The sequence below is a fragment of the Taurinivorans muris genome (assembly GCF_025232395.1).
In the GTDB taxonomy this organism is placed as follows: domain Bacteria; phylum Desulfobacterota; class Desulfovibrionia; order Desulfovibrionales; family Desulfovibrionaceae; genus Taurinivorans; species Taurinivorans muris.
Window position 1 is genome coordinate 524,965 of record NZ_CP065938.1, and the last position, 20,146, is coordinate 545,110.

The window sequence follows — 20,146 nt, forward strand, 5'->3', positions numbered from 1 at the left end:
TTAGGGGTTTATCTTTCAAAATACGTATAACCGCGCATGCCATTTTCAAAAGCCTGCATAATGGAAAAACGTTCTGCGGGAGTAATGGTTTTATTTCTGACGGCTCTTTCCGCATTATGTCTGATATTTTCCAAAATTCTTCTGGGTTCGTATTCGACATAGGCTAAAATGTCGGAAATGGAATCCCCGCTGATTTCGCGGACAAATTCATAGGTTCCGTCCTCCTGCACACGAATGGAAACGACATTGGTATCTCCTAAGAGATTGTGCAGATCCCCCAGCGTTTCTTGGTATGCACCAACCAAAAATGCTCCCAAATAATATTCTTCACCGTTTTTTAAGGAATGAAGTTCCAACGTGTTTTTCATACCTTGCGTATCAATGAAATTATTGATTCTTCCGTCGCTGTCGCAAGTCATGTCCGATAAAATCCCGCGCCGATCCGGATATTCGTTCAGGCGGTGGACAGGCATGATGGGAAATACTTGGTCAATAGCCCATGAATCTGGAAGTGATTGGAATACGCTGAAATTGCAATAATAAATATCGGCTAATTTTGAATTGATCTCATGCAGTTCTTTGGGAACGGTTTTAAGTTTGTCTTTTTCTTCCGCAATGGAACGCATGATTGCCCAATAATACCGTTCCGCCAAGGTTCTTTGCCTGAGCGTCGCCCGTCCGGTGACAAAAAGCTGGCGGACTTCGTCATAATAATACAGTGCGTCGTTATAACATTCCTGCAGGCTTCTGATATTAACGTTTTCAAGCGCTTCTTTTAAATTGACAATCGGTTCGGGGGTGTCTTCCGGCAATTTTTCCGGCAGATTTCCGATTTCAATAAGACTGACATCCAAGATGTTGAAAAGCAAAATCGAATAGTACGCAACCGTGGCGCGTCCTGATTCCGTAACAATATGCGGGTGGGGGGTATTTTGCTCATCCATAATCGTCATGACGGATTCCACAACGTCGGTGCAGTATTCATTCAGCGAATAGTTGCGGGAGCTTACATAATTGGTGTGTGAACCGTCGTAATCCACGGCAAGTCCGCCGCCAAGGTCGATATAACCCATGGCTGCCCCTTCCTGCACAAGTCCTGCGTAAATTCTTGCCGCTTCCATGACGGCGGAACGGATATCGCGGATATTGGGTATTTGCGAGCCTAAATGATAATGCAAAAGTTTCAGGCAGTCGAGCATGTTATTTGCTTTCAGCGTATCGACAACATCGATGATTTGTGCGGAAGTCAAGCCGAAAGACGAACGTTCGCCCCCGGATTCCGCCCAGTGTCCCGTCGTTGCCTTGGTGCTGAGTTTGACGCGCACGCCGATTTGAGGAACGACATTCAGCGTTTTTGCACATTCCAAAATTGTATCCAATTCTCCGGGCATTTCCAATACGAAAATGCAATTATAGCCAAGGCGCATCGCATGCAGCCCCAGGTTGATAAATTCCTCGTCTTTGTATCCGTTGCAGATAAGACAAGCTTTTCTGCTTTTAACTTGAGAAACGGCGGCAATAAGTTCCGCTTTGGAACCGACTTCCAATCCATGGTGAAAACTTTTTCCGAAATCGGCGATTTCTTCGACAACTTGCTGCTGCTGATTTACTTTAATCGGAAAAACGCCCCGGTATTCGCCTTTATAGCCAAGTTGGACAATCGCATCATGAAAGCAATGGTGCAAAAGTGAAATTTGCGAATCAAGTATGTTTTCAATACGCAAAAGCACGGGCATATTATAACCGCGTTCTTTTATTTCCTGAATGATTGTTGCGACGCTTATAGCCGGACCGCCTTTGACGCCGTAAGGTTTTATGGTGACTTCACCCTGCTGGTTAATGTCGAAATATCCGGCGCTCCAGTTGCGGATACCGTATAATTCGGCTGAATCTTCAATATCCCATTTTTGCGTTTTTATTTTTGCCAATTTCTCAATCCTCACAAAAGGTGACATTGTGATTAATATAGCTTAAATCATTTCATATGTCACGGATATTTTTCAACGGGAAAAAATGGCTTTTTTCTGAAAACAATCTGTGATAGTTAGTGTTTCAGGTGAACTATGGCAGATGAACGATATATTTTGCATGTTGACATGGACGCGTTTTTTGCGTCCATCGAACAGCGCGACAATCCGGAATACAGAAATAAGCCGATTATCGTCGGCGGGCAGGCAAGAGGGGTGGTTTCCACTTGTTCTTATGAAGCCCGGCGTTTCGGTGTTCGTTCAGCCATGCCTATTTTCGAGGCTAAAAGAAAATGTCCGCAGGGGATTTTTATTTCCCAGCGCGGCAGAGTTTACAGAGAAGTATCGAAACAAATCCATGAAATTTTGCAAAGCTATTCCCCCTTGGTTGAAATGGCTTCCGTTGATGAAGCCTATCTTGATATTACCGGTTTATATAACCTGTTCGGTCCGCCTGTGGAAATTGCGCAAAAAATTCAAAAAGAAATTCATGTGAAGACAAACGGGCTGACCTGTTCCATTGGAATCGCCCCGATTAAGTTTTTGGCAAAAATCGCTTCCGATGAAAATAAGCCCAATGGCATTTTCATTATCACCAATGAAACAATGCCCGGTTTTTTGAGTGAACTCTCCATATCAAAAATTCCGGGGGTTGGAAAAAAGTTTCTGGAGGAATTAAAAAAACTAGGGATAAAAAAGTGCGCCGATGTTTTACAATTGGATAAGATTTTTTTGGAAAAAAAGTTCGGAAAAGCCGGAATAATGCTTTTTGAACGGGCAAGCGGCATTGATACGCGGGAAGTTGAACCGTATACGGTGAAAAAATCCGAAAGCGCGGAAACAACATTGAGCGAAAATGTTTATGATAAGAAAATTTTGAAAAAATGGTTGCTTATCCATGCCGAACGCATAGGAACGCGGCTTAGGAAAGATAATTTGAAAGGCAGGACAATCACCGTAAAAGTGAAATTCGCCGATTTTAAACAAATTACCAGACAATTGACACTTGAAAAAAGAACCAATGCGACAGATACCATTTTTGAAAACGCCTGCATATTGCTTGATGAATTGCCCTTGGCAAAGGCTGTCCGGCTTATCGGAATCGGCGTATCCTGTTTTGGTGACGATAAGGAAAATAAACAGCTTTCACTCTTGACATTTGCCGATAAGCAAGAAGAACAAAGGGAAAATTTGGAAATCAGGCGCAACCATTTGGACGCAACCCTTGACACGCTGCGGGAACGTTACGGAAAAAGCGCTGTCATGCGCGGAAAATTATTCACCAAAACCGAATAAGGATTGTTAACCGTTGTTTCAAGCTAAAATCGTATGCCATTTTTAAAACATGCCGAATGAAGCTGTATTAAATTAAAATACCGCCGGCAAGCAAAAAACCGCTCTCATCATAAACGGCAAGCACCTGTCCGGAAGCATAAATTTGCTTTTCTTCTGTAAATTCAACAAAAAGACGTGTTTTTTCATCTTGCAGAATATGGATGTTATCAATAATCGCCCTGGTATTTTCCGGGTTTTGAATTGAAATTTCAAGTTTTTCTTTAATGTTTTGCAAATAAACTTTGCAAGCGCTTTGTTTTTCCCGAAAGCGTGTTCGCGCATAGAGTTGTCCGCTCCATAAATACGGCGGAACAAGAAAATTAATGTTGTTCGCGGCTGCGAATTTCGTTTGCACGGCTTCTTTGTTTCCGACATAAAGAATATTGGTCCGCATATCGCGTTTTATGACATAAAGAGGTTCCGACCATGCAATGCCAAGCCCTTTTCTTTGTCCTTCCGTATACGCCCAAAGCCCTTTGTGCCGGGCGATTTTCATTGTTTCTTTCGTTTTTTCGTCAAGATAGAAAATGTCACCGGAACCTTGTGTGTCAAAGCCGAATTTTTGCCCGCAGGCTGTCAGAAAGCTTCGGTAATCATCATGGGGAACAAAGCATACTTCCTGGCTTTCTTTCGGACAGGGAACGGCAATTTTTTTTTCAAGAATTTCTTTTTTTATGTCTTCTTTGATTTTGTCGGCTAAAGGAAAAAGGGCGAAACGTAAATTTTCTATCGGTGTCAGAGCCAAGAAATAGCTTTGGTCTTTTTTTTCGTCATCGGCGCACCGAATGCAGTATCCGTAATCTTGCGTTAAAGAATTTTCAAAAAGGGAAAGTTTGGCATAATGCCCCGTGGCGAGCTTTTCCGCTCCCAATTCCTTCGCTTTTTTCAGCAATTCACCGAATTTCATGCTTTTATTGCAGAAAGCGCAGGGGTTTGGCGTTCTGGCATTTTTATAGTAATCAAAAAAAGGGAATATGACTTCCTTATTGAATGCTTTTTTTAAATCAATGCAATGGAAAGGAATATTTAAAATTTCGCAGGCTTCGCGCAATTGCGGGACAACATCATATTCGGTTTCAATAAAACGTGCGTGCAGAGCAAAAACATCATGACCTTGTTCCTGCAATTTGATAAGGGCATAAAGACTGTCTATGCCGCCGCTGACCGCAACTGCTGTTTTCATATTCCGAATATAGCTTATTTTGTTTTATTCCGCAAGAAATAAAGAATTATATCAAAAAAAATTGATATATTTAACTTGACTGTATAAGGATATTTGAATATAAACAATCAACACTTTTGCTTTATAAAAAGGGTTGGTATGAAAAGTAATGATATTTTGAAAAATATCAAAGCATTAGCCGATGACACAAGACTGCGTTTGGCTTATATCCTATGGCACTACGAGTTGTCCGTCAATGAGCTTGTCGGTCTTTTGAACATGGGACAGTCGCGTGTTTCACGCCATTTAAAAATTTTGTCCGATGCAGGATTGCTGCAAGCCAGACGCGACGGCTTATGGGTTTTTTATAAAGCGGTTGAAGAAGGGGAAAACAAGGAGTTTCTTTCTTCGATTTTTTCATACCTTTCCAAAGATATACAAAATGATTTGGATGTCGCTTCCCGTATCATCGAGGAACGCGCCATAAAAACAAGGCAATTTTTCAATAGTATCGCGGATGATTGGGATGAATTGAACAAAGAGGTGCTGGGTGCGTTTTCTCTGCCTTTGGAAGTGCAGAAATCTGTTCCTGCCGATTGTGACATTGCGGTTGATTTGGGCTGCGGAACAGGAGAGGTTCTTGACAAGCTACTTGAAGCAAGCGGAAGCGTTATCGGGGTTGACGGTTCGCAAAAAATGCTTGATTTGGCAAGAAGACGTTTTACGGACAATATCGCGAAGCTTTCCCGCTTATCTTTGAGAATCGGAGAACTTGATCACTTGCCTTTGCGTGATAACGAAGCGAGTTTCGCTTGTATCAATCTGGTGTTGCATCATTTGTCGGAACCTAAAATCGCACTTTCGGAAATCGAGCGCGTGCTCGCTCCCAAAGGGATTTTGTTCATCAGTGATTTTTTGCAGCACAAGGAAGAAAAAATGCGCAGCAATTACGGGGACAGATGGCTCGGATTTTCCAAGGAAAGTTTGGAAAATTACATGCAGGAACTGGGTTTTAAAATTATTCAATATGAAACACAAAAAGTGAAAATGGGTTTACAGTTACATTTACTCATTGCACAAAAATCATAGGAGAAAAAAAATGGCGGCAAAAGAATTGGATTATAATTTGGCTTATAAAGTTGCTGATATGAGCCTTGCTGAATTTGGAAAAAAAGAAATGCAGTTGTCAGAAAGGGAAATGCCCGGGCTTATGGAACTCATTTCCCGTTACGGCAAGGAAAAACCTTTGAAAGGTTTTAAAATCACAGGTTCTTTGCATATGACAATCCAAACTGCTATGCTTATCAAAACCTTATATGAACTGGGTGCCGATATCCGCTGGGCTTCCTGCAACATTTTTTCGACCCAAGACCATGCGGCGGCTGCCATTGCCGAACAAGGCTATGCAAAAGTTTTCGCTTGGAAAGGCGAAACATTGGAAGAGTATTGGTGGTGTACAGAAATGGCTTTGACATGGCCTGACGGTTCCGGTCCCAATCTCATCGTCGATGACGGCGGCGACGCCACGCTTCTTATCCATTACGGCATTCAAGCGGAAAACGACCCAAGTTTCTTGGATAAGAAATGCGGCAGCAAGGAAGAAGAATGCATTATGGAACGCTTGAAACTCGCCTATAAGAACGATACCAAACGCTGGCATAAAATTGTTCCCGCTATCCGCGGCGTTTCCGAAGAAACCACAACGGGCGTGCACCGTTTATATCAAATGGAAAAAGAAGGAAAACTCTTATTCCCGGCAATCAACGTGAATGATGCCGTAACCAAATCAAAATTCGATAACCTTTACGGCTGCCGTGAATCTTTGGCGGACGGTATCAAACGCGCTACCGACATCATGATGGCGGGTAAAGTTGTCTGCGTTTGTGGTTACGGAGATGTGGGCAAAGGCTGTGCGCAGTCCATGCGCGGGCTTGGCGCGAGAGTTCTGGTAACTGAAATTGATCCTATTTGCGCATTGCAGGCGGCAATGGAAGGGTATGAAGTCGTAACCGTTGAGGACGCTCTTCCGCTTGCCGATATTTTTGTTACAGCCACAGGCAATTACCATGTCATTACCGGTGAACACATGAGCAACATGAAAGACGAAGCCATTGTTTGCAATATCGGACACTTTGACAATGAAATCGATATGGCATGGCTTGAAAGCAAATCAAACAGCAAAAAAATGCAAATCAAGCCTCAAGTGGATAAATGGACTTTGCCCGGCGGAAAATCAATCATCATTCTTGCTGAAGGCAGACTTGTGAACTTAGGCTGTGCAACAGGCCACCCAAGTTTTGTCATGTCCAACTCCTTCACCAACCAGGTGGTCGCCCAACTTGAGCTTGCAAGCAAAAAGCTTGAAACAAAAGTGTATACTTTGCCTAAAAAGCTTGACGAGGAAGTCGCAAGACTGCACCTTGCCCGTCTTGGAGTGAAACTGACCACATTAAGACAGGACCAAGCGGATTATATCGGTGTCGCTGTTGACGGACCATATAAACCCGATCATTACAGATATTAATGGAAAGGCTTCTTCGGAAGCCTTTTTTTATAAAAAAACGAAATTCTTTTTTTATAAAAAATAGCAAAAAAAAAACTTGACGGTGCAAAGTATTTTTATTATAAGTGGCTATCAATTGTTAATATAGGCGTGTGGCTCAGGGGTAGAGCACTTCCTTGACACGGAAGGGGTCAGCAGTTCAAGTCTGCTCATGCCTACCATATAAATGAGAAAAGGGGGCTAGACCTCCTTTTCTTATATCAGTTTTTTGCAGTGGAGTTTGGTATGAAAATCGCGCTTGATGAAAAAGAGATTGAAGTCGGAGAAAATGCCCTTATTTTTGATGTGCTGAAGGAAAATCTTTCCGGAAAAAAATTTAAAACCTGCATAGCCGCCAAAATCAACGGCGAAACATTGCTTGACTTATCTCAGACGGTACCAGCCCACACAACAGCCATAACCCCCGTAACCGCCGACAGTGAAGAAGGATTGCAGATTTTACGCCATTCGGTTTCCCATATCATGGCGCAAGCCGTGCAAAAACTTTTTCCCAACACAAAGGTAACCATCGGACCTTCCATTGAAAATGGCTTTTATTATGATTTTGATGCGGAACGTCCTTTTACTCCCGCCGACTTTGAAAATATTGAAAAGGAAATGCATGCCATAGCGGAACGGAATTTGCCTTTTGAACGTTCCGTCATGTCCAAAAATGATGCAATAGAATTTTTCAAGAAAAAAGGTGAGCTGTACAAAGCTGAAATCATTTCAGAAATTGAAGCCGATACGGTTTCTTTATATAAACAAGGCGATTTCATCGATCTTTGCCGCGGACCGCATATTCCCAACACTTCCTTTGCAAAGGCTTTTAAACTTATGTCCGTTGCAGGGGCTTATTGGCGCGGTGATGAAAAAAATCCTATGCTTTCCCGTATTTACGGAACCGCTTTTGCTGATGAAAAAGAATTGAAAACCTATCTGAACAGACTTGAAGAAGCGAAAAAGCGAGACCATCGGAAACTTGGAAAAGAACTCGGACTTTTCACGTTTTACGACGATGTCGCCCCAGGCATGGCATTTTGGCTGCCGAAGGGCATGATGCTCAGAACCATATTGGAAGATTTTTTACGCCGCGAGCATTTGAAACGGGGCTATGAGCTTGTGCAGGGCCCGCAAATCATGCGTAAGGAATTGTGGGAGAAATCTGGGCATTACGACCATTACCGCCAAAACATGTATTTCACCGAAATTGAAAACGCCGTCCATGGGGTCAAGCCTATGAACTGTGTCGGGCATCTTCTTATGTACAACAACAGCTTGCATAGCTATAAGGAACTGCCTGTCCGCATGTTTGAACTCGGGCTTGTGCACAGACATGAGATGAGCGGCGCGTTGCACGGGCTTTTGCGTGTCCGCCAATTCACTCAGGATGATGCGCATATCATTTGCACCCCTGAGCAATTGGAAGATGAAATTATCAATATCATGAACTTTTCCGCCGACTTAATGGCTCTGTTCGGGTTCAGTTACAAATTATTCATTTCAACCCGTCCGAAAGACAGCATAGGCACTGACGAAGCATGGGAACTTTCCACGCAGGCTCTTATCCAAGCTGTGAAGAAAGAAGGAAAAGAGTATCAAATCAATGAAGGTGACGGTGCTTTTTACGGACCTAAAATAGATATTAAAGTTACCGACGCTATCGGACGTGAATGGCAGCTTTCAACCATTCAGGTCGATTTCAACTTGCCGGAACGCTTTCAAATCGAATATGTCGGACAAGACGGCGAAAGACATAGACCCGTTATGGTGCACCGCGCGATTTTGGGTTCTTTGGAACGTTTTATCGGAGTGCTTACGGAACACTATACAGGCGCATTCCCGACCTGGCTTGCGCCGGTTCAGGCAAGAATTTTAAATGTTACCGACGCCCAGCTTGATTTTACGAGAGAGGCCGTGAAAAAATTACAAGCTGCCGGAATACGCGTCGAAGCTGATACGAGAAATGAAAAACTTGGCTTTAAAGTACGTGAAGCCCAGCTTGCAAAGATACCTTTTATTCTCGTCATCGGGGATAAGGAAGTTGAAGAAGGTGGCGTAAATATTCGCCTTCGCACGGGGGAAAACTTAGGTTTGCAATCACTTGACGAAACTATTAAAACCATCCGTGACGATAATGACAAACCATTTAAAACTGGAGGAATGAGCTATAGCTTCGCCTAACATGAAACCACGTCGTGAAGTGCCTCAGCAAGACGGCACAAGACGCAATGAACAAATCCGAGCTCGTGAAGTTCGAGTTATCGGTGCGGAAGGGGAACAAATTGGTATTCTTTCAAAACAAGAAGCGATAGATCTTGCAAAAGAACATGGTCTTGACCTTGTGGAAGTTGCCGCGACGGCAGATCCGCCTGTTTGCCGTATCATGGATTTTGGTAAATTCAAATACGAACAGCAGCAAAAGAAAAAAGAACAAAAGAAAAACCAAACTGTTGTTCAGATTAAAGAAATTAAAATCCGCCCCAAAACAGATGATCACGATTATGAAACAAAACTTCGCCATATCCGCCGTTTCTTGGAAGATGGTGATCGCTGTAAAGTCACTGTGTTTTTTAGAGGACGGGAAATTGTTCATAAAAGCCGTGGACAAGCGATTTTAGACCGCATTGTCGAAAATACGAAAGATCTCGCCAAGGTCGAAGCAGAACAAAACGTTGAAGGCCGCACCTTGCAGATATTGCTCATTCCCCTTGGGAAAAAATAATCGAAAGCCACATACGTGGCTTTTTTTATAATCTTTATCCGAAAGTAGACATTCGTTTTATTTTGATATACATTGCACAGATACATTAATTATAAAGATAGGATACTATGGCTGTTTCAAAAGATCTTGTAATTGGCTTGGCCGGGCTTGGCACTGTCGGCTCCGGGCTGGTGCAGTTATTAAAAAACAATGCGGCTGAAATAGAACAGAGAACCGGAAAAAAAATCTTTGTCAAATATGTTGCCGTTCGTAATATCGATGTCAAGAGAGAAATTCCGAAAGAGGCGCAGCTTATCAATGATCCTCTTCTTATGGCGGAAGATCCTGAGGTTCAAGTGATAGTTGAATTAATCGGCGGAACGACTTTGGCAGGAACACTTATAAAGAAAGCTTTAGAAAACGGAAAATCTGTCGTAACGGCAAATAAAGCGCTTCTTGCCGAAAAAGGCGAAGAGCTTTTCGCCCTTGCGGAAGAAAAAAATCTCTTCTTAGCGTACGAAGCAAGCGTTGCAGGTGCTATTCCCGTTGTTCAGACAATAAAAGACAGCTTGGCGGGAAATAAAATTGAAACGATTTTCGGTATTTTAAACGGTACGAGCAATTATATTTTATCGGAAATGTCTTCACATGGCACCGAGTTTGACGAGGCTTTGAAAATGGCACAAAAACTCGGATTTGCCGAGGCTGATCCGACTCTTGACATTGACGGATTTGATGCCGCCCATAAGCTCAAATTACTTATCCGTCTTGCATGGGGCGTTCATTATCCTTATGAAAAGCTTTCCGTGCAAGGTATCCGCAATATCAGCGCCATGGATATTGCTTTCGCGCGAAGCCTCGGATATTCCATAAAATTGCTGGGGCAGGCAGGACGCACCCATGATGAGATAGAAGCTGCCGTCAGTCCGGTACTTATTCCTTCGTCTGCAATGCTCGCAAGGGTTGACGGCGCATTCAACGCCATTCATATCAACGGCAATGCTGTCGGTTCTCTGTTTTTGCATGGGCTCGGGGCCGGAAGCCTGCCGACCGCAAGTGCTGTTCTTGGTGATATCATGTCGCTTATGAAAGATATTTACGACAGTACCGGTTACGTCATGCAAAAATTACCCCTCGCTTCAATGGCTAAACCCGAAGATTCCGTTTCATCATGGTATTTGCGGCTTATGGTGCATGATACCGTAGGGGTTTTGCGTGACATAGCGGGAATTTTTGCAAAACATTCTATCAGCATTGCCCAAGTCATTCAAAAGAAGAAACAGGAAAACGGCGTGCCGCTGGTTTTTATGACCCATGAAACAACGGTTGAAGCAATGAAAAATGCATTGCAGGAAATAGAAGCGACAAAAATTTTAAATTGCAAACCTGTTGCATTTCGTGTGCTTGAATTACTTTAGAGAGGAAATTATGGCTGTAAGCATTAATGAAAATCTTTGCTGCGGAGATAAACTTTGTATCAATATTTGTCCTTGCGAATGTATTGAATTGAATGGTGAAAATAAAGCCGTTCTCAGCCGTAAGGGAAGTTTAACCTGCATTTCCTGCGGGCAGTGCATTGCTGTTTGTCCCAAGGGAGCCATCTCTCTTGAAATCAATGACAATGTGGAAAAAGGAGAAAGCATTTCAGGTTGTTATCCTTCTTTTGACACGCTTAAAAATATGATACAACTGCGCCGTTCCGTGCGACAATATAAAGAAAGCCCTATTCCCAATGAAGATATTGAAAAAGCCCTTGATATCGTGCGTTTCGCCCCAACGTCCAAAAATAAGCAATATGTAAAATGGGTCGTTATCAACGGCAAGAAAAAAGTCCGTCAATTAGCTGATTTGGTTATAGATTTCATGCGAAGCATACCCTCCGCGAAGCGAATGGTCGCAAGCCATGAACACGGGGAAGATCCCATTTTCCGCGGGGCGACTTGCGTAATTTTTGCATACTGCGATAAGGAAATCGGTGAACGTTTCGGCACAATTGACTGTACCATTGCCGCGAGCTATTTGGAATTATTGCTGCCAAGCATGGGCATTGGAACGTGCTGGGCGGGGTTTGCTATCGGTGTTGCAAGACAATACGCGCCTATCAATGAATTTTTAGGGCTTAAAGATACGGATATTGTTGAAGCGGGACTTATGATCGGTTATCAAAAAACAAAATACAGAAATATCCCCCCGCGCAAAAAAGCGGAAATTCTTTTTGTATAGCACAGGCTCGGCTTTTTTTTGTAATATTGGAAAATAGAGCATAAAACTATTGAAAGGATTGACATGTTCAATCCTTTTTTTATTGCCGTTTCAACACAAAACATACCAGCTTTGCTGGTGAGATACGAAAAATTTTCAGACATAAGATTGTTAAATTTATTCTGAAAGAAACAGAATTTTAAGGAAACAGACGTTATGAACGCGGAAGCTAATTACCGTATCAGTTGAAAAATATTATATAGTTACGCATGATAAGACTAAATGGAACAAAATTTAGGAGCGGTTTGTCAACGAAGTGAGATTGGCAAATCCGTTTAAAAACGCCTTAACTGTAAATCAAATACCTTTTGAGCACTGAGAAAGTTCAGCAGTTAATCCAACGCCGTCGATTCATATTTTAAACCAAATCCATGAGCGCGTAAGTAAGCTGCGCTGTGATAAAATCGGAAAGAACGCTGTCTTCACGTGGGGCAAGTTCAACAACATCAAAACCGATGAGCGTTCTGTTTTCAACCGCTTTTTTTGCCAAGTTGAGAGCTTGATACCATTGCAATCCGCCGGCAACGGGCGTTCCCGTATCCGGAATGACGGAAGGGTCCAAACCGTCCACATCAAAGGTGATAAAAACTTTATCCGGAAAATTCTTTGGAAGAAGATTTTCAGGAATGGCGTTTTGGCATAAATATTCAGCGTCCCAGCTGACAACACGGTGTTTTTTTCTTGCTTCATATTCTTCCAAACAATATGCCCTGTTGCCCAGCTGCACAAGAGGCAGACCCAAATCGTCGACAGCACGCCGCATAACACTTGCATGGCTCCATTTCGTTCCGGAATATTCATTGCGTAAATCGGCGTGCGCGTCAAACTGCACAATACCGAAATTTCCATATTCTTCCTTGAGCGCTTTTAACGCGCCATAGGTAATGCTGTGTTCGCCGCCAAGCAAAATGGGAAATTTTTTAAGAGCAAGAACATTTTTGACCGCCTGGTAAATATTTTCCATGACAACTTCGGCAGATTTTCCGCAGTCAACAGGAATATGGGTGAAAATTCCTCTTTCTCCGGGAGAGCTATGCCCGTTGAAAAGTTCCAATTGGTCAGAGGCGTCAAGAATTGCGTCGGGACCTTTTGCCGTTCCCCCGCCATAGCTTACGCTTGCTTCATAAGGAACCGGAATGATATGATAAAAACAATTCTCCGCATTTTTCGCTTCCACTTCCGAACCTAAAAAACGTTTTGCATATTCTTGCATGGAAAGTCCTTTTTATTGTTTTAATTCTTGCAGAATTTTCTGGCTTATGCTTTGGCAGGCAATATCGTCTTCTTTTTGATTTTCAATGATACTGATAATTTTTTCCTTATATTCAGGCATCGCTTTTGCAAAAATGCCGACAGCTTCATAACATGTCAGGCGCAGGGGAGCATGGTCGCAAAAATTGCTGTCGCCTTCTTTGTCGTGAATATAGGAAATAAGCACATTTCCATAAATTTTCGCAAGTTTTTCGCTATGCGCCAGGCTTTGGGCGAAGGCAAGGGGAATACCCCAGCCGATATTGCCGGATTCTTCATTCATGTGCCACATAAAACGGCGCATGCAAATTTGCGCTTGTTCCTTATCTTTTTCAAAAAGTTTGGCAATGCTTATCCCTATTGCCAGGGCTGCTTTGTCCGCAATATTCTTTTCCTGCGGCAGGCAGGCGAAAAGGGCGTTGATGACTTCCATTTCCGGAACTTCCATCAACTCGGGAGGCAAGTAATTTGTATCATCAATTATATTGTTTTCAAACCATGTGCGGATGAGCTTTTTGTTTGTTCTGAACGTTGACATATCGCAATCCTTTTTATTCGGTTGTTTTTATGGTAGCAATGATTTGGCATTAGTCAAGCCGTTCTTTTTAAAGAAAATTTAAATTTTTCCAAAAAATCGCTTGACTTTATTTCAAAAGCAAGTGAAAAGACTGTGTTGTATTAAGAAAATCACAACAAAATTTAATAATATAGAAATATGTGTCAAGGACTATGGAGGTCATAATGAGTACACCTGGAAAAAACTTAGAAGGTGCTGTAAAAACCGCAAATGGTGTTGAATTGAACGGTGTTCTTTTGCAACCTATTACCGAACAATGCAATGGTTGTGATCGTATTCGCACATTTGAAGGTCAAGAATTTTGCAGTAGTTATGCTATTCCTTCTAAGAAGTGGACTCTTGGAAGATGCAATTTTGCAACCCACATTAAAGTTGAAGTTGTTGCAAAAGCTAAAGTTAACCCACTTAAAGCTTCTAAACGTGCTGCAAAAGGTCGTTAATAGACCGAACATTTTTTCTAAGCCCTCGCTGAGGGCTTTTTTTTTACCAATGTATTCAAAAGGAAATGTCATGAAAGAGAAAATATTGTCTGCCTTGTCAGCTGCCCGTGACGAGGTGATTTTTTTACAGCAGTCGATGACGAGATTTCCGGCTTTCGGTCCCAATGAAGGGGGAATCGGTGAATTTCATAAAGCCGAATGGATAGAAAAATTGGTTCGTTCCTGGGGCGTAAACGCCATTGAACACTATGATGCCGCTGATGAGCGGGTTCCGAGCAAAATCCGTCCCAATATGGTGATAAGACATAAGGGAAAATCGGAAAAAACGCTTTGGATTGTCGGACACATGGATGTTGTGCCTCCGGGAAACGAAAGTTTATGGAAGACTTCTCCTTTTGAGGCTGTGCTTGACGAAGATGACAGTGATATCATCAGAGGCCGCGGGGTGGAAGACAATCAGCAGGCCATTGTTTCGGGACTTCTTATCTTGCACGAGCTTGTCAAAAATTCCTATGAGCCTGATTTGAGTTTTGCTCTTTTGCTGGTTTCCGATGAAGAAACACGAAATACGTTCGGTATCAATCACGTTTTAAAAGAAAATCCAAATCTTATTAAAAAAGATGATTTGGTGCTGGTGCCTGATTTTGGAACAAAAGAAGGAAATTTAATTGAAATCGGCGAAAAAGGCGTCTTATGGCTGAAAATTGAAATTGAAGGCAGGCAATGCCATGGTTCAACACCCGATGAAGGCATTAACGCATTTGTGGCTATGAGCGATATGGTCTTGCAAATAAAGAAAATAGAAGATTTCTTTACAGAAAGAAATGAACTTTTTTCACCGACAAGGACAACGATTGTACCGACACGCCATACTGAAAATGTTCCCAATGTCAACACCATTTCCGGAAAAGAAATTTTTTATTTGGATTGCAGGATATTGCCGGAGCATGACACGCAAACCGTTATCGGCAAGGTACGGGAATTAAGTGCGGAAATTGAAAGGAAGCATTCTGTTTCCATACAAATTTCCGTTGACAATTTGGAGGAGAGTTCTCCGGAAACAAATGCGGATGCCGAAGTTGTGCAAAAACTTAAAAAAGCGATTTTTGAAACATACGGACTTATGTGCAAAACCGGCGGAGTCGGCGGTGCGACTGTCGGCTGTAAAATACGGAGTTTAGGTATTCCGGTTGCTGTTTGGTCAAGCGCTATTCCCAATTATCACCAACCGAACGAAGGTTCCAGAATTTCAAACGCCATCGGTGATGCAAAAACTTTCGCCCGTTTGCTTTTTAATTAAATTTTCTTCCTGCATTTATTATTGCTTTTTTTTGTATTTTGGCATATTTTTAATCAATACCCTAAAGTGATACGATATGCGGACTATACAAATAATCAATTGTAAATGGTATAATGCAACCTTTTGGTATGCACTCTATTTAACAAAAATACTTAATGAACACGGGCATGAAAGTATTCTTGTCACTATTCCGAATAGTTTAGGCATTCAAAAGTTGGAAGAGTTGGGTATCGATTATACGGAGCTTCCTTTAAATTCTTTTTCACCTGCGGATATTTATGCTTCGTATCGGGGATTTTCAAAACTTTGCAGGGAATTTAGACCTGATATCGTCAACTGTCACCGTGGGGAAGCGTTTTATCTTTTTTCTTTCTTAAAAAAAGTATACGGGTATAAGCTTATCCGCACACGCGGCGATCAAAGAAAGCCGAGCGAAAATTTCATCAATAAATTTTTGCATAATTCGGTTGCGGACGCCATCATTACGACAAATTCCGATATGTCGGAATATTTTCATAAAAATTTGCATGTGCCTGAAAATAAAATTCATACCATTTTAGGCGGGGTTGAAACAAAAAAGTTTTTTCCGCAAAAAGAAAACCAAAATGCATTCAAAACCCGATACGGTTTTAAAGAAGATGATGTTTTGCTTGGCATTATCGGCAGATTAGATGCCATAAAAGGTTTTCATGAAACAATTCTTGCTTTTCACAAGGCAGCCGGGCAATCTGAATCAGCCTGCAAAAATCTCCATTTACTTGTCGCCGGTTTGGATTGCGATTTTACCATAGAAGATTTGAAAGACTTTTGTAAAGAACATGGAATTTCACAGGAACATATACATTTTTATTCTTATCTTGCCGATATGAATGCTTTTATGAACATGCTCGATGTTGGTGTTGTCGCGTCCCTTGGTTCTGAAACCATAGCCCGCGTCGCTTTTGAGCTTATTGCCTGCCATACCCCAATTATCGGCTCCCGTATCGGAGTTATGCCTGATATTCTTGAAAATGAATATTTGTTTAATGCCGGACAGATTTCAGAAATGACGGGACTTTTTATTAAATGTTTGGATAAAGGGTATCGGGAACGGCTTTTGCGCTCGTGCTTAAATAATTTTTACGGCAAAAATACGGAAACAGCGTTGTATGGCTGGTCGTTGGAAGATTTTTATCAAAAAACGATACAGGTTTATTCACAGCTTTTTTAACCGGTATAACGAAAAGAGGAAATAGTATGATTACAGCTTTTGCCAGTGACAACACCGCAGGCGCTTCGGAAGAAATAATGCGTGCCATAGCCGATGCGAACAAAGGGTATGCGGTTCCTTACGCCTTGGATGATTTCAGTAACCAATCCGATGAGATTTTCAGCAGGATTTTCGGCGATGTCACTGTTTGCTACACATTGAGCGGAACCGGCGCCAACGTCGTGGCGCTCAAAGCCATGCTCAGACCATGGCAGGGGGTTATCTGCGCGGATGTTTCACACATCAATACGGAAGAAGCCGGAGCGCCGGAAGTGATAACGGGCTCTAAACTTCTGCCGGTTCCATCCTATGACGGCAAAATTAAAACAGAAGATATCGCAGCGTTTCTGCACGACAAAGACTCGTTCCACAGAGTGAGTCCGAGAGTTGTTTCCATTACGCAATCAACCGAAAAAGGCACGTTGTACTCCATAGGGGAAATTAGGAAAATTTGCTCCTTCGCCCATGAAAACGATTTATTGGTCCACATGGACGGATCCCGCATCGCCAATGCCGTGGCGGCGTTGGATTGTGATATAAAAGCCATAACGAAAGATGCCGGAGTTGATGTCTTATCGTTCGGCGGTTCAAAAAACGGTTTGGTTTTCGGCGAAGCCGTTGTCTTTTTCAATAAAGCGCTTTCACGGGATTATATGACCATGCGCAAACAGTCGCTGCAGCTTATTTCCAAGATGCGTTTTGTGAGCGCACAATTCAATGAATTTTTTAAAAACGATTTATGGCTTAAAAATGCGCGCCATGCCAATGAAATGGCATATTACCTGGCGGAAAAACTGCAAAGTAATAAGGCGCTTTCAGTACAAAAACCCTGTGTTAATGCCGTATTTGTCCGCATGGACAGAAGTTTGATCACCAAACTTTCAAAAGAATTTTATTTTTATGTCACAGACTCCGCTGTGAATGAAGTCCGTTTCATGTGTTCGTTTCAAACCACAAAAGAAGAGGCGGATTATCTTGCGGAACGGATCAACACTTTGACCAAATAAGGAAAAGCATATGGCTGACGAAAGAATTTCCTGGACTGAATATTTTATCAATATCGCTTACATGGTTGCGGAACGCTCAACGTGTATCAGAAGAAAAGTCGGCGCCGTTGCCGTGAAAGACAAACATATTTTGGCGACAGGCTACAACGGCGTGCCGAGCGGAGTGGAGCATTGCCTGAATGCGGGCTGTCTGCGGGCGAAAATGAATATTCCTTCCGGTGAAAGGCATGAGATTTGCCGCGGTCTGCATGCTGAACAAAATGTCATCATCCAATGCGCCGTGCACGGCATAAGCCTTGACGGAGCAGATATTTATTGCACGACGCAGCCTTGCTTTATTTGCACGAAAATGCTTATCAATTGCGGTATCAAAAGAATTTTTCATGTGGAATCCTATCCCGATGAATTAGCTTTCGCCATGCTTGAAGAAGCGGGCGTCGAATTAATACAGGTTGAAAGAAAGAAATAACATGCAGACTTTTTTCATGAGGCGCGCCATTGAACTTGCTGGAAAAGGCAGGTATAAAACCGCACCCAATCCGTGTGTCGGGGCTGTATTGGTTCATAAGGATACCATCATAGCCGAAGGGTATCATATGGAATACGGCAAAGCTCATGCGGAAGTCGAATGTCTTGCCAATGCGGTAAAAAAGGGAATTTTTTTTCAAAAAATCAAAAACCGTTCCCTATCTTTTTCCAATCCGTATTTACAGGAACAGGTTTTGCAATTTCAACATATTGAATATGAAAAAGAAATCAATATGGAAGAGTGTTCCTTGTACGTGACTTTGGAACCGTGCAATCATTTTGGCAAAACTCCGCCTTGCTCACAGGCTATTTTCGAGGCGGGAATAAAAACTGTTTATGTCGGCTGTTCGGATTTGAATGCAAATGCAAGCGGCGGCGCTGATTTTTTGCGTTCCAAGGGTGTGAATGTCGTAACCGGCGTATGCCATGATGAATGTCTGGAATTGATTGAGGATTTTATTGTCTGGCAAAAAGAAAAACGCTCGTTCTGCATTTTGAAAATGGCGTGCACGCTTGACGGTAAAATAGGTCCCGCCACCGGGCACAGTCACAGCGTTTCCGGTTCGGAATCCAAAAAAGTCACAATGAAAATGCGGAAAAACATGGCGCTGAGTCATAGCGCCGTCATGGTCGGAGGAAACACTTTTTTTGAAGACAATCCGAAACTGACCGTCAGGGATATGCAAACGGAAAGCCAGCCGAGGGCATTCATTGTCAGTAAAAGACTTCCGCCTCTTTCCGGCGGCAAGACAGGATATTTTTGTTTGGATCAAAAAAAAGACACTGTTTTTTTTACCGATATGAAAAATCCGGAACTTGTGAAACAGTATGCTGAACACGGAATACTTCTCGAATGCATTGAAACAAGCGAAAATAAAAGCTTGAACTTGAAAAAAATATTTGAACTTGCGTACCAAAAATATTATTCTCCCTATGTCTTTTCCGAAGGAGGGGCTAAACTCGCGCAGTCATTGCTCAAAGAAGGGCTTGTTGACATATTGATTGTATACATCGCCCCTTATGTTTTGGGCGACGATACGGCGAAAAATGTTTTTAGCGGAAATTTTGTCCAGACGATGCAGGAAGCATACAAATTCAAAATATTCAAAACAGAACGGATAGGCAGTGATTTGCATGTTTATTTAAAAATGGAGAAAACATGTTCACAGGGTTGATTGAAGGAATCGGAGAAGTTGTTTCCGTTCGGAGATTGGGCGGAGATTTGCGGCTGGGCATACGCCCCGGTTTTGCGTTCCCTAATCCCGTAATAGGGGAATCCGTCGCTGTCAATGGCACTTGCCTTACGGTTGAAACGGCTGAAAATGGAATTTTGAGTTTCTATGCCTCTGAGGAAACTTTAGCTTGTTCAAATATTTCTTTACTGGCAAATAAAAGCAAAGTGAATATGGAAAGGGCGCTGGCTCTTGGCAGCCGGCTCGGGGGGCATTTGGTCAGCGGGCACGTCGACACCATGGGCACCGTGCGGTCCATTCAAAATATCGGGCAATCCCGTGCCGTTAGCATACATTTTTCTGATGAATGGGCAAAATATATCATTCCTAAAGGTTCTGTCGCCCTTGACGGAATTAGCCTTACTGTAAATACTTGCGATTTTGATTTTTTAACGGTAAACGTAATTCCTGAAACATGGAAAGCAACAACCGTTGCGGATTGGAGTGTCGGACAAAAAATCAATATTGAAACGGATATGATAGGAAAATACATACTTCGTTCTCAATTCATAGAAAATAATAAACCTAAAAAGAGCGCGATTGACGAAGATTTTCTTCGTGAAAACGGCTTTTTCGCATAAGGGGTGAAT

The 20,146-nt window shown here is 42.4% G+C and carries 18 protein-coding genes and 1 tRNA gene; 15 read left to right on the top strand and 4 right to left on the bottom strand.

Annotation, left to right across the window (positions count from 1 at the left end; translation table 11 throughout):
• Positions 1-8: 8 nt before the first annotated feature.
• Positions 9-1,955 carry a biosynthetic arginine decarboxylase gene (gene speA / locus JBF11_RS02385; protein WP_334315787.1) on the bottom strand — a complete coding sequence of 649 codons (1,947 nt, stop codon included), beginning with the start codon at positions 1,953-1,955 and terminating at the stop codon, positions 9-11.
• Positions 1,956-2,063: 108 nt separating this feature from the next.
• On the opposite strand from speA, the gene dinB reads away from it, so the two are divergent.
• Positions 2,064-3,263 (top strand): DNA polymerase IV, encoded by a 1,200-nt coding sequence (gene dinB, locus JBF11_RS02390; protein ID WP_334315788.1) that lies wholly within the window; start codon positions 2,064-2,066, stop codon positions 3,261-3,263.
• Positions 3,264-3,330: 67 nt separating this feature from the next.
• Here dinB and JBF11_RS02395 read toward each other — a convergent pair whose 3' ends face one another.
• The gene (locus JBF11_RS02395) at positions 3,331-4,485 is read right to left on the bottom strand and encodes a tRNA-specific 2-thiouridylase (protein WP_334315789.1); all 1,155 of its coding nucleotides are present in this window, start codon (positions 4,483-4,485) and stop codon (positions 3,331-3,333) included.
• A gap of 138 nt (positions 4,486-4,623) precedes the next feature.
• Here JBF11_RS02395 and JBF11_RS02400 point away from each other — a divergent pair, with 138 nt between their 5' ends.
• From JBF11_RS02400 to JBF11_RS02430, 7 genes are all read left to right on the top strand, one after another.
• Positions 4,624-5,553 carry an ArsR/SmtB family transcription factor gene (locus tag JBF11_RS02400; protein ID WP_334315790.1) on the top strand — a complete coding sequence of 310 codons (930 nt, stop codon included), beginning with the start codon at positions 4,624-4,626 and terminating at the stop codon, positions 5,551-5,553.
• Positions 5,554-5,563: 10 nt separating this feature from the next.
• The gene (ahcY, locus tag JBF11_RS02405) at positions 5,564-6,988 is read left to right on the top strand and encodes an adenosylhomocysteinase (protein WP_334315791.1); all 1,425 of its coding nucleotides are present in this window, start codon (positions 5,564-5,566) and stop codon (positions 6,986-6,988) included.
• 125 nt (positions 6,989-7,113) lie between these two features.
• Positions 7,114-7,188, top strand: a tRNA-Val gene (locus JBF11_RS02410).
• Between the two features lie 64 nt (positions 7,189-7,252).
• A complete protein-coding gene (gene thrS / locus JBF11_RS02415) occupies positions 7,253-9,190 on the top strand; it encodes a threonine--tRNA ligase (protein ID WP_334315792.1) in 1,938 nt (645 codons plus the stop codon).
• Between the two features lies 1 nt (position 9,191).
• On the top strand, positions 9,192-9,731 hold the full coding sequence (gene infC / locus JBF11_RS02420) for a translation initiation factor IF-3 (protein WP_334315793.1): 540 nt from the start codon (positions 9,192-9,194) through the stop codon (positions 9,729-9,731).
• A 107-nt stretch (positions 9,732-9,838) separates the two neighbouring features.
• A complete protein-coding gene (locus JBF11_RS02425; protein ID WP_334315794.1) occupies positions 9,839-11,128 on the top strand; it encodes a homoserine dehydrogenase in 1,290 nt (429 codons plus the stop codon).
• A 10-nt stretch (positions 11,129-11,138) separates the two neighbouring features.
• Positions 11,139-11,933, top strand: a complete 795-nt coding sequence (locus JBF11_RS02430; RefSeq protein ID WP_334315795.1) for a nitroreductase family protein — start codon at positions 11,139-11,141, stop codon at positions 11,931-11,933.
• A gap of 397 nt (positions 11,934-12,330) precedes the next feature.
• Here JBF11_RS02430 and speB read toward each other — a convergent pair whose 3' ends face one another.
• Both speB and JBF11_RS02440 read right to left on the bottom strand, forming a co-directional pair.
• Positions 12,331-13,185, bottom strand: a complete 855-nt coding sequence (speB, locus tag JBF11_RS02435) for an agmatinase (RefSeq protein WP_334315796.1) — start codon at positions 13,183-13,185, stop codon at positions 12,331-12,333.
• Between the two features lie 12 nt (positions 13,186-13,197).
• Complete coding sequence (locus JBF11_RS02440) at positions 13,198-13,761, bottom strand: DVU0298 family protein (protein WP_334315797.1); 564 nt, start codon at positions 13,759-13,761, stop codon at positions 13,198-13,200.
• Between the two features lie 203 nt (positions 13,762-13,964).
• Here JBF11_RS02440 and JBF11_RS02445 point away from each other — a divergent pair, with 203 nt between their 5' ends.
• The 7 genes from JBF11_RS02445 (at position 13,965) to JBF11_RS02475 (ending at position 20,137) form a co-directional block, all read left to right on the top strand.
• Positions 13,965-14,240, top strand: coding sequence for a PxxKW family cysteine-rich protein (locus JBF11_RS02445; protein WP_334315798.1), 276 nt, complete (start codon positions 13,965-13,967; stop codon positions 14,238-14,240).
• Positions 14,241-14,310: 70 nt separating this feature from the next.
• Entirely contained in the window at positions 14,311-15,540 is a 1,230-nt protein-coding gene (locus JBF11_RS02450; protein WP_334315799.1) for a M20 family metallo-hydrolase, read from the top strand.
• Between the two features lie 76 nt (positions 15,541-15,616).
• The gene (locus JBF11_RS02455) at positions 15,617-16,750 is read left to right on the top strand and encodes a glycosyltransferase family 4 protein (protein ID WP_334315800.1); all 1,134 of its coding nucleotides are present in this window, start codon (positions 15,617-15,619) and stop codon (positions 16,748-16,750) included.
• Between the two features lie 26 nt (positions 16,751-16,776).
• Positions 16,777-17,796: a threonine aldolase family protein gene (locus tag JBF11_RS02460; RefSeq protein WP_334315801.1), complete on the top strand. Its 1,020-nt coding sequence runs from the start codon at positions 16,777-16,779 to the stop codon at positions 17,794-17,796.
• Positions 17,797-17,806: 10 nt separating this feature from the next.
• Positions 17,807-18,265: a deoxycytidylate deaminase gene (locus JBF11_RS02465; protein ID WP_334315802.1), complete on the top strand. Its 459-nt coding sequence runs from the start codon at positions 17,807-17,809 to the stop codon at positions 18,263-18,265.
• A 1-nt stretch (position 18,266) separates the two neighbouring features.
• A complete protein-coding gene (gene ribD / locus JBF11_RS02470) occupies positions 18,267-19,499 on the top strand; it encodes a bifunctional diaminohydroxyphosphoribosylaminopyrimidine deaminase/5-amino-6-(5-phosphoribosylamino)uracil reductase RibD (protein ID WP_334315803.1) in 1,233 nt (410 codons plus the stop codon).
• Complete coding sequence (locus tag JBF11_RS02475; protein WP_334315804.1) at positions 19,484-20,137, top strand: riboflavin synthase; 654 nt, start codon at positions 19,484-19,486, stop codon at positions 20,135-20,137. The genes ribD and JBF11_RS02475 overlap by 16 nt, the downstream gene beginning before the upstream one ends.
• Positions 20,138-20,146 lie beyond the last annotated feature (9 nt).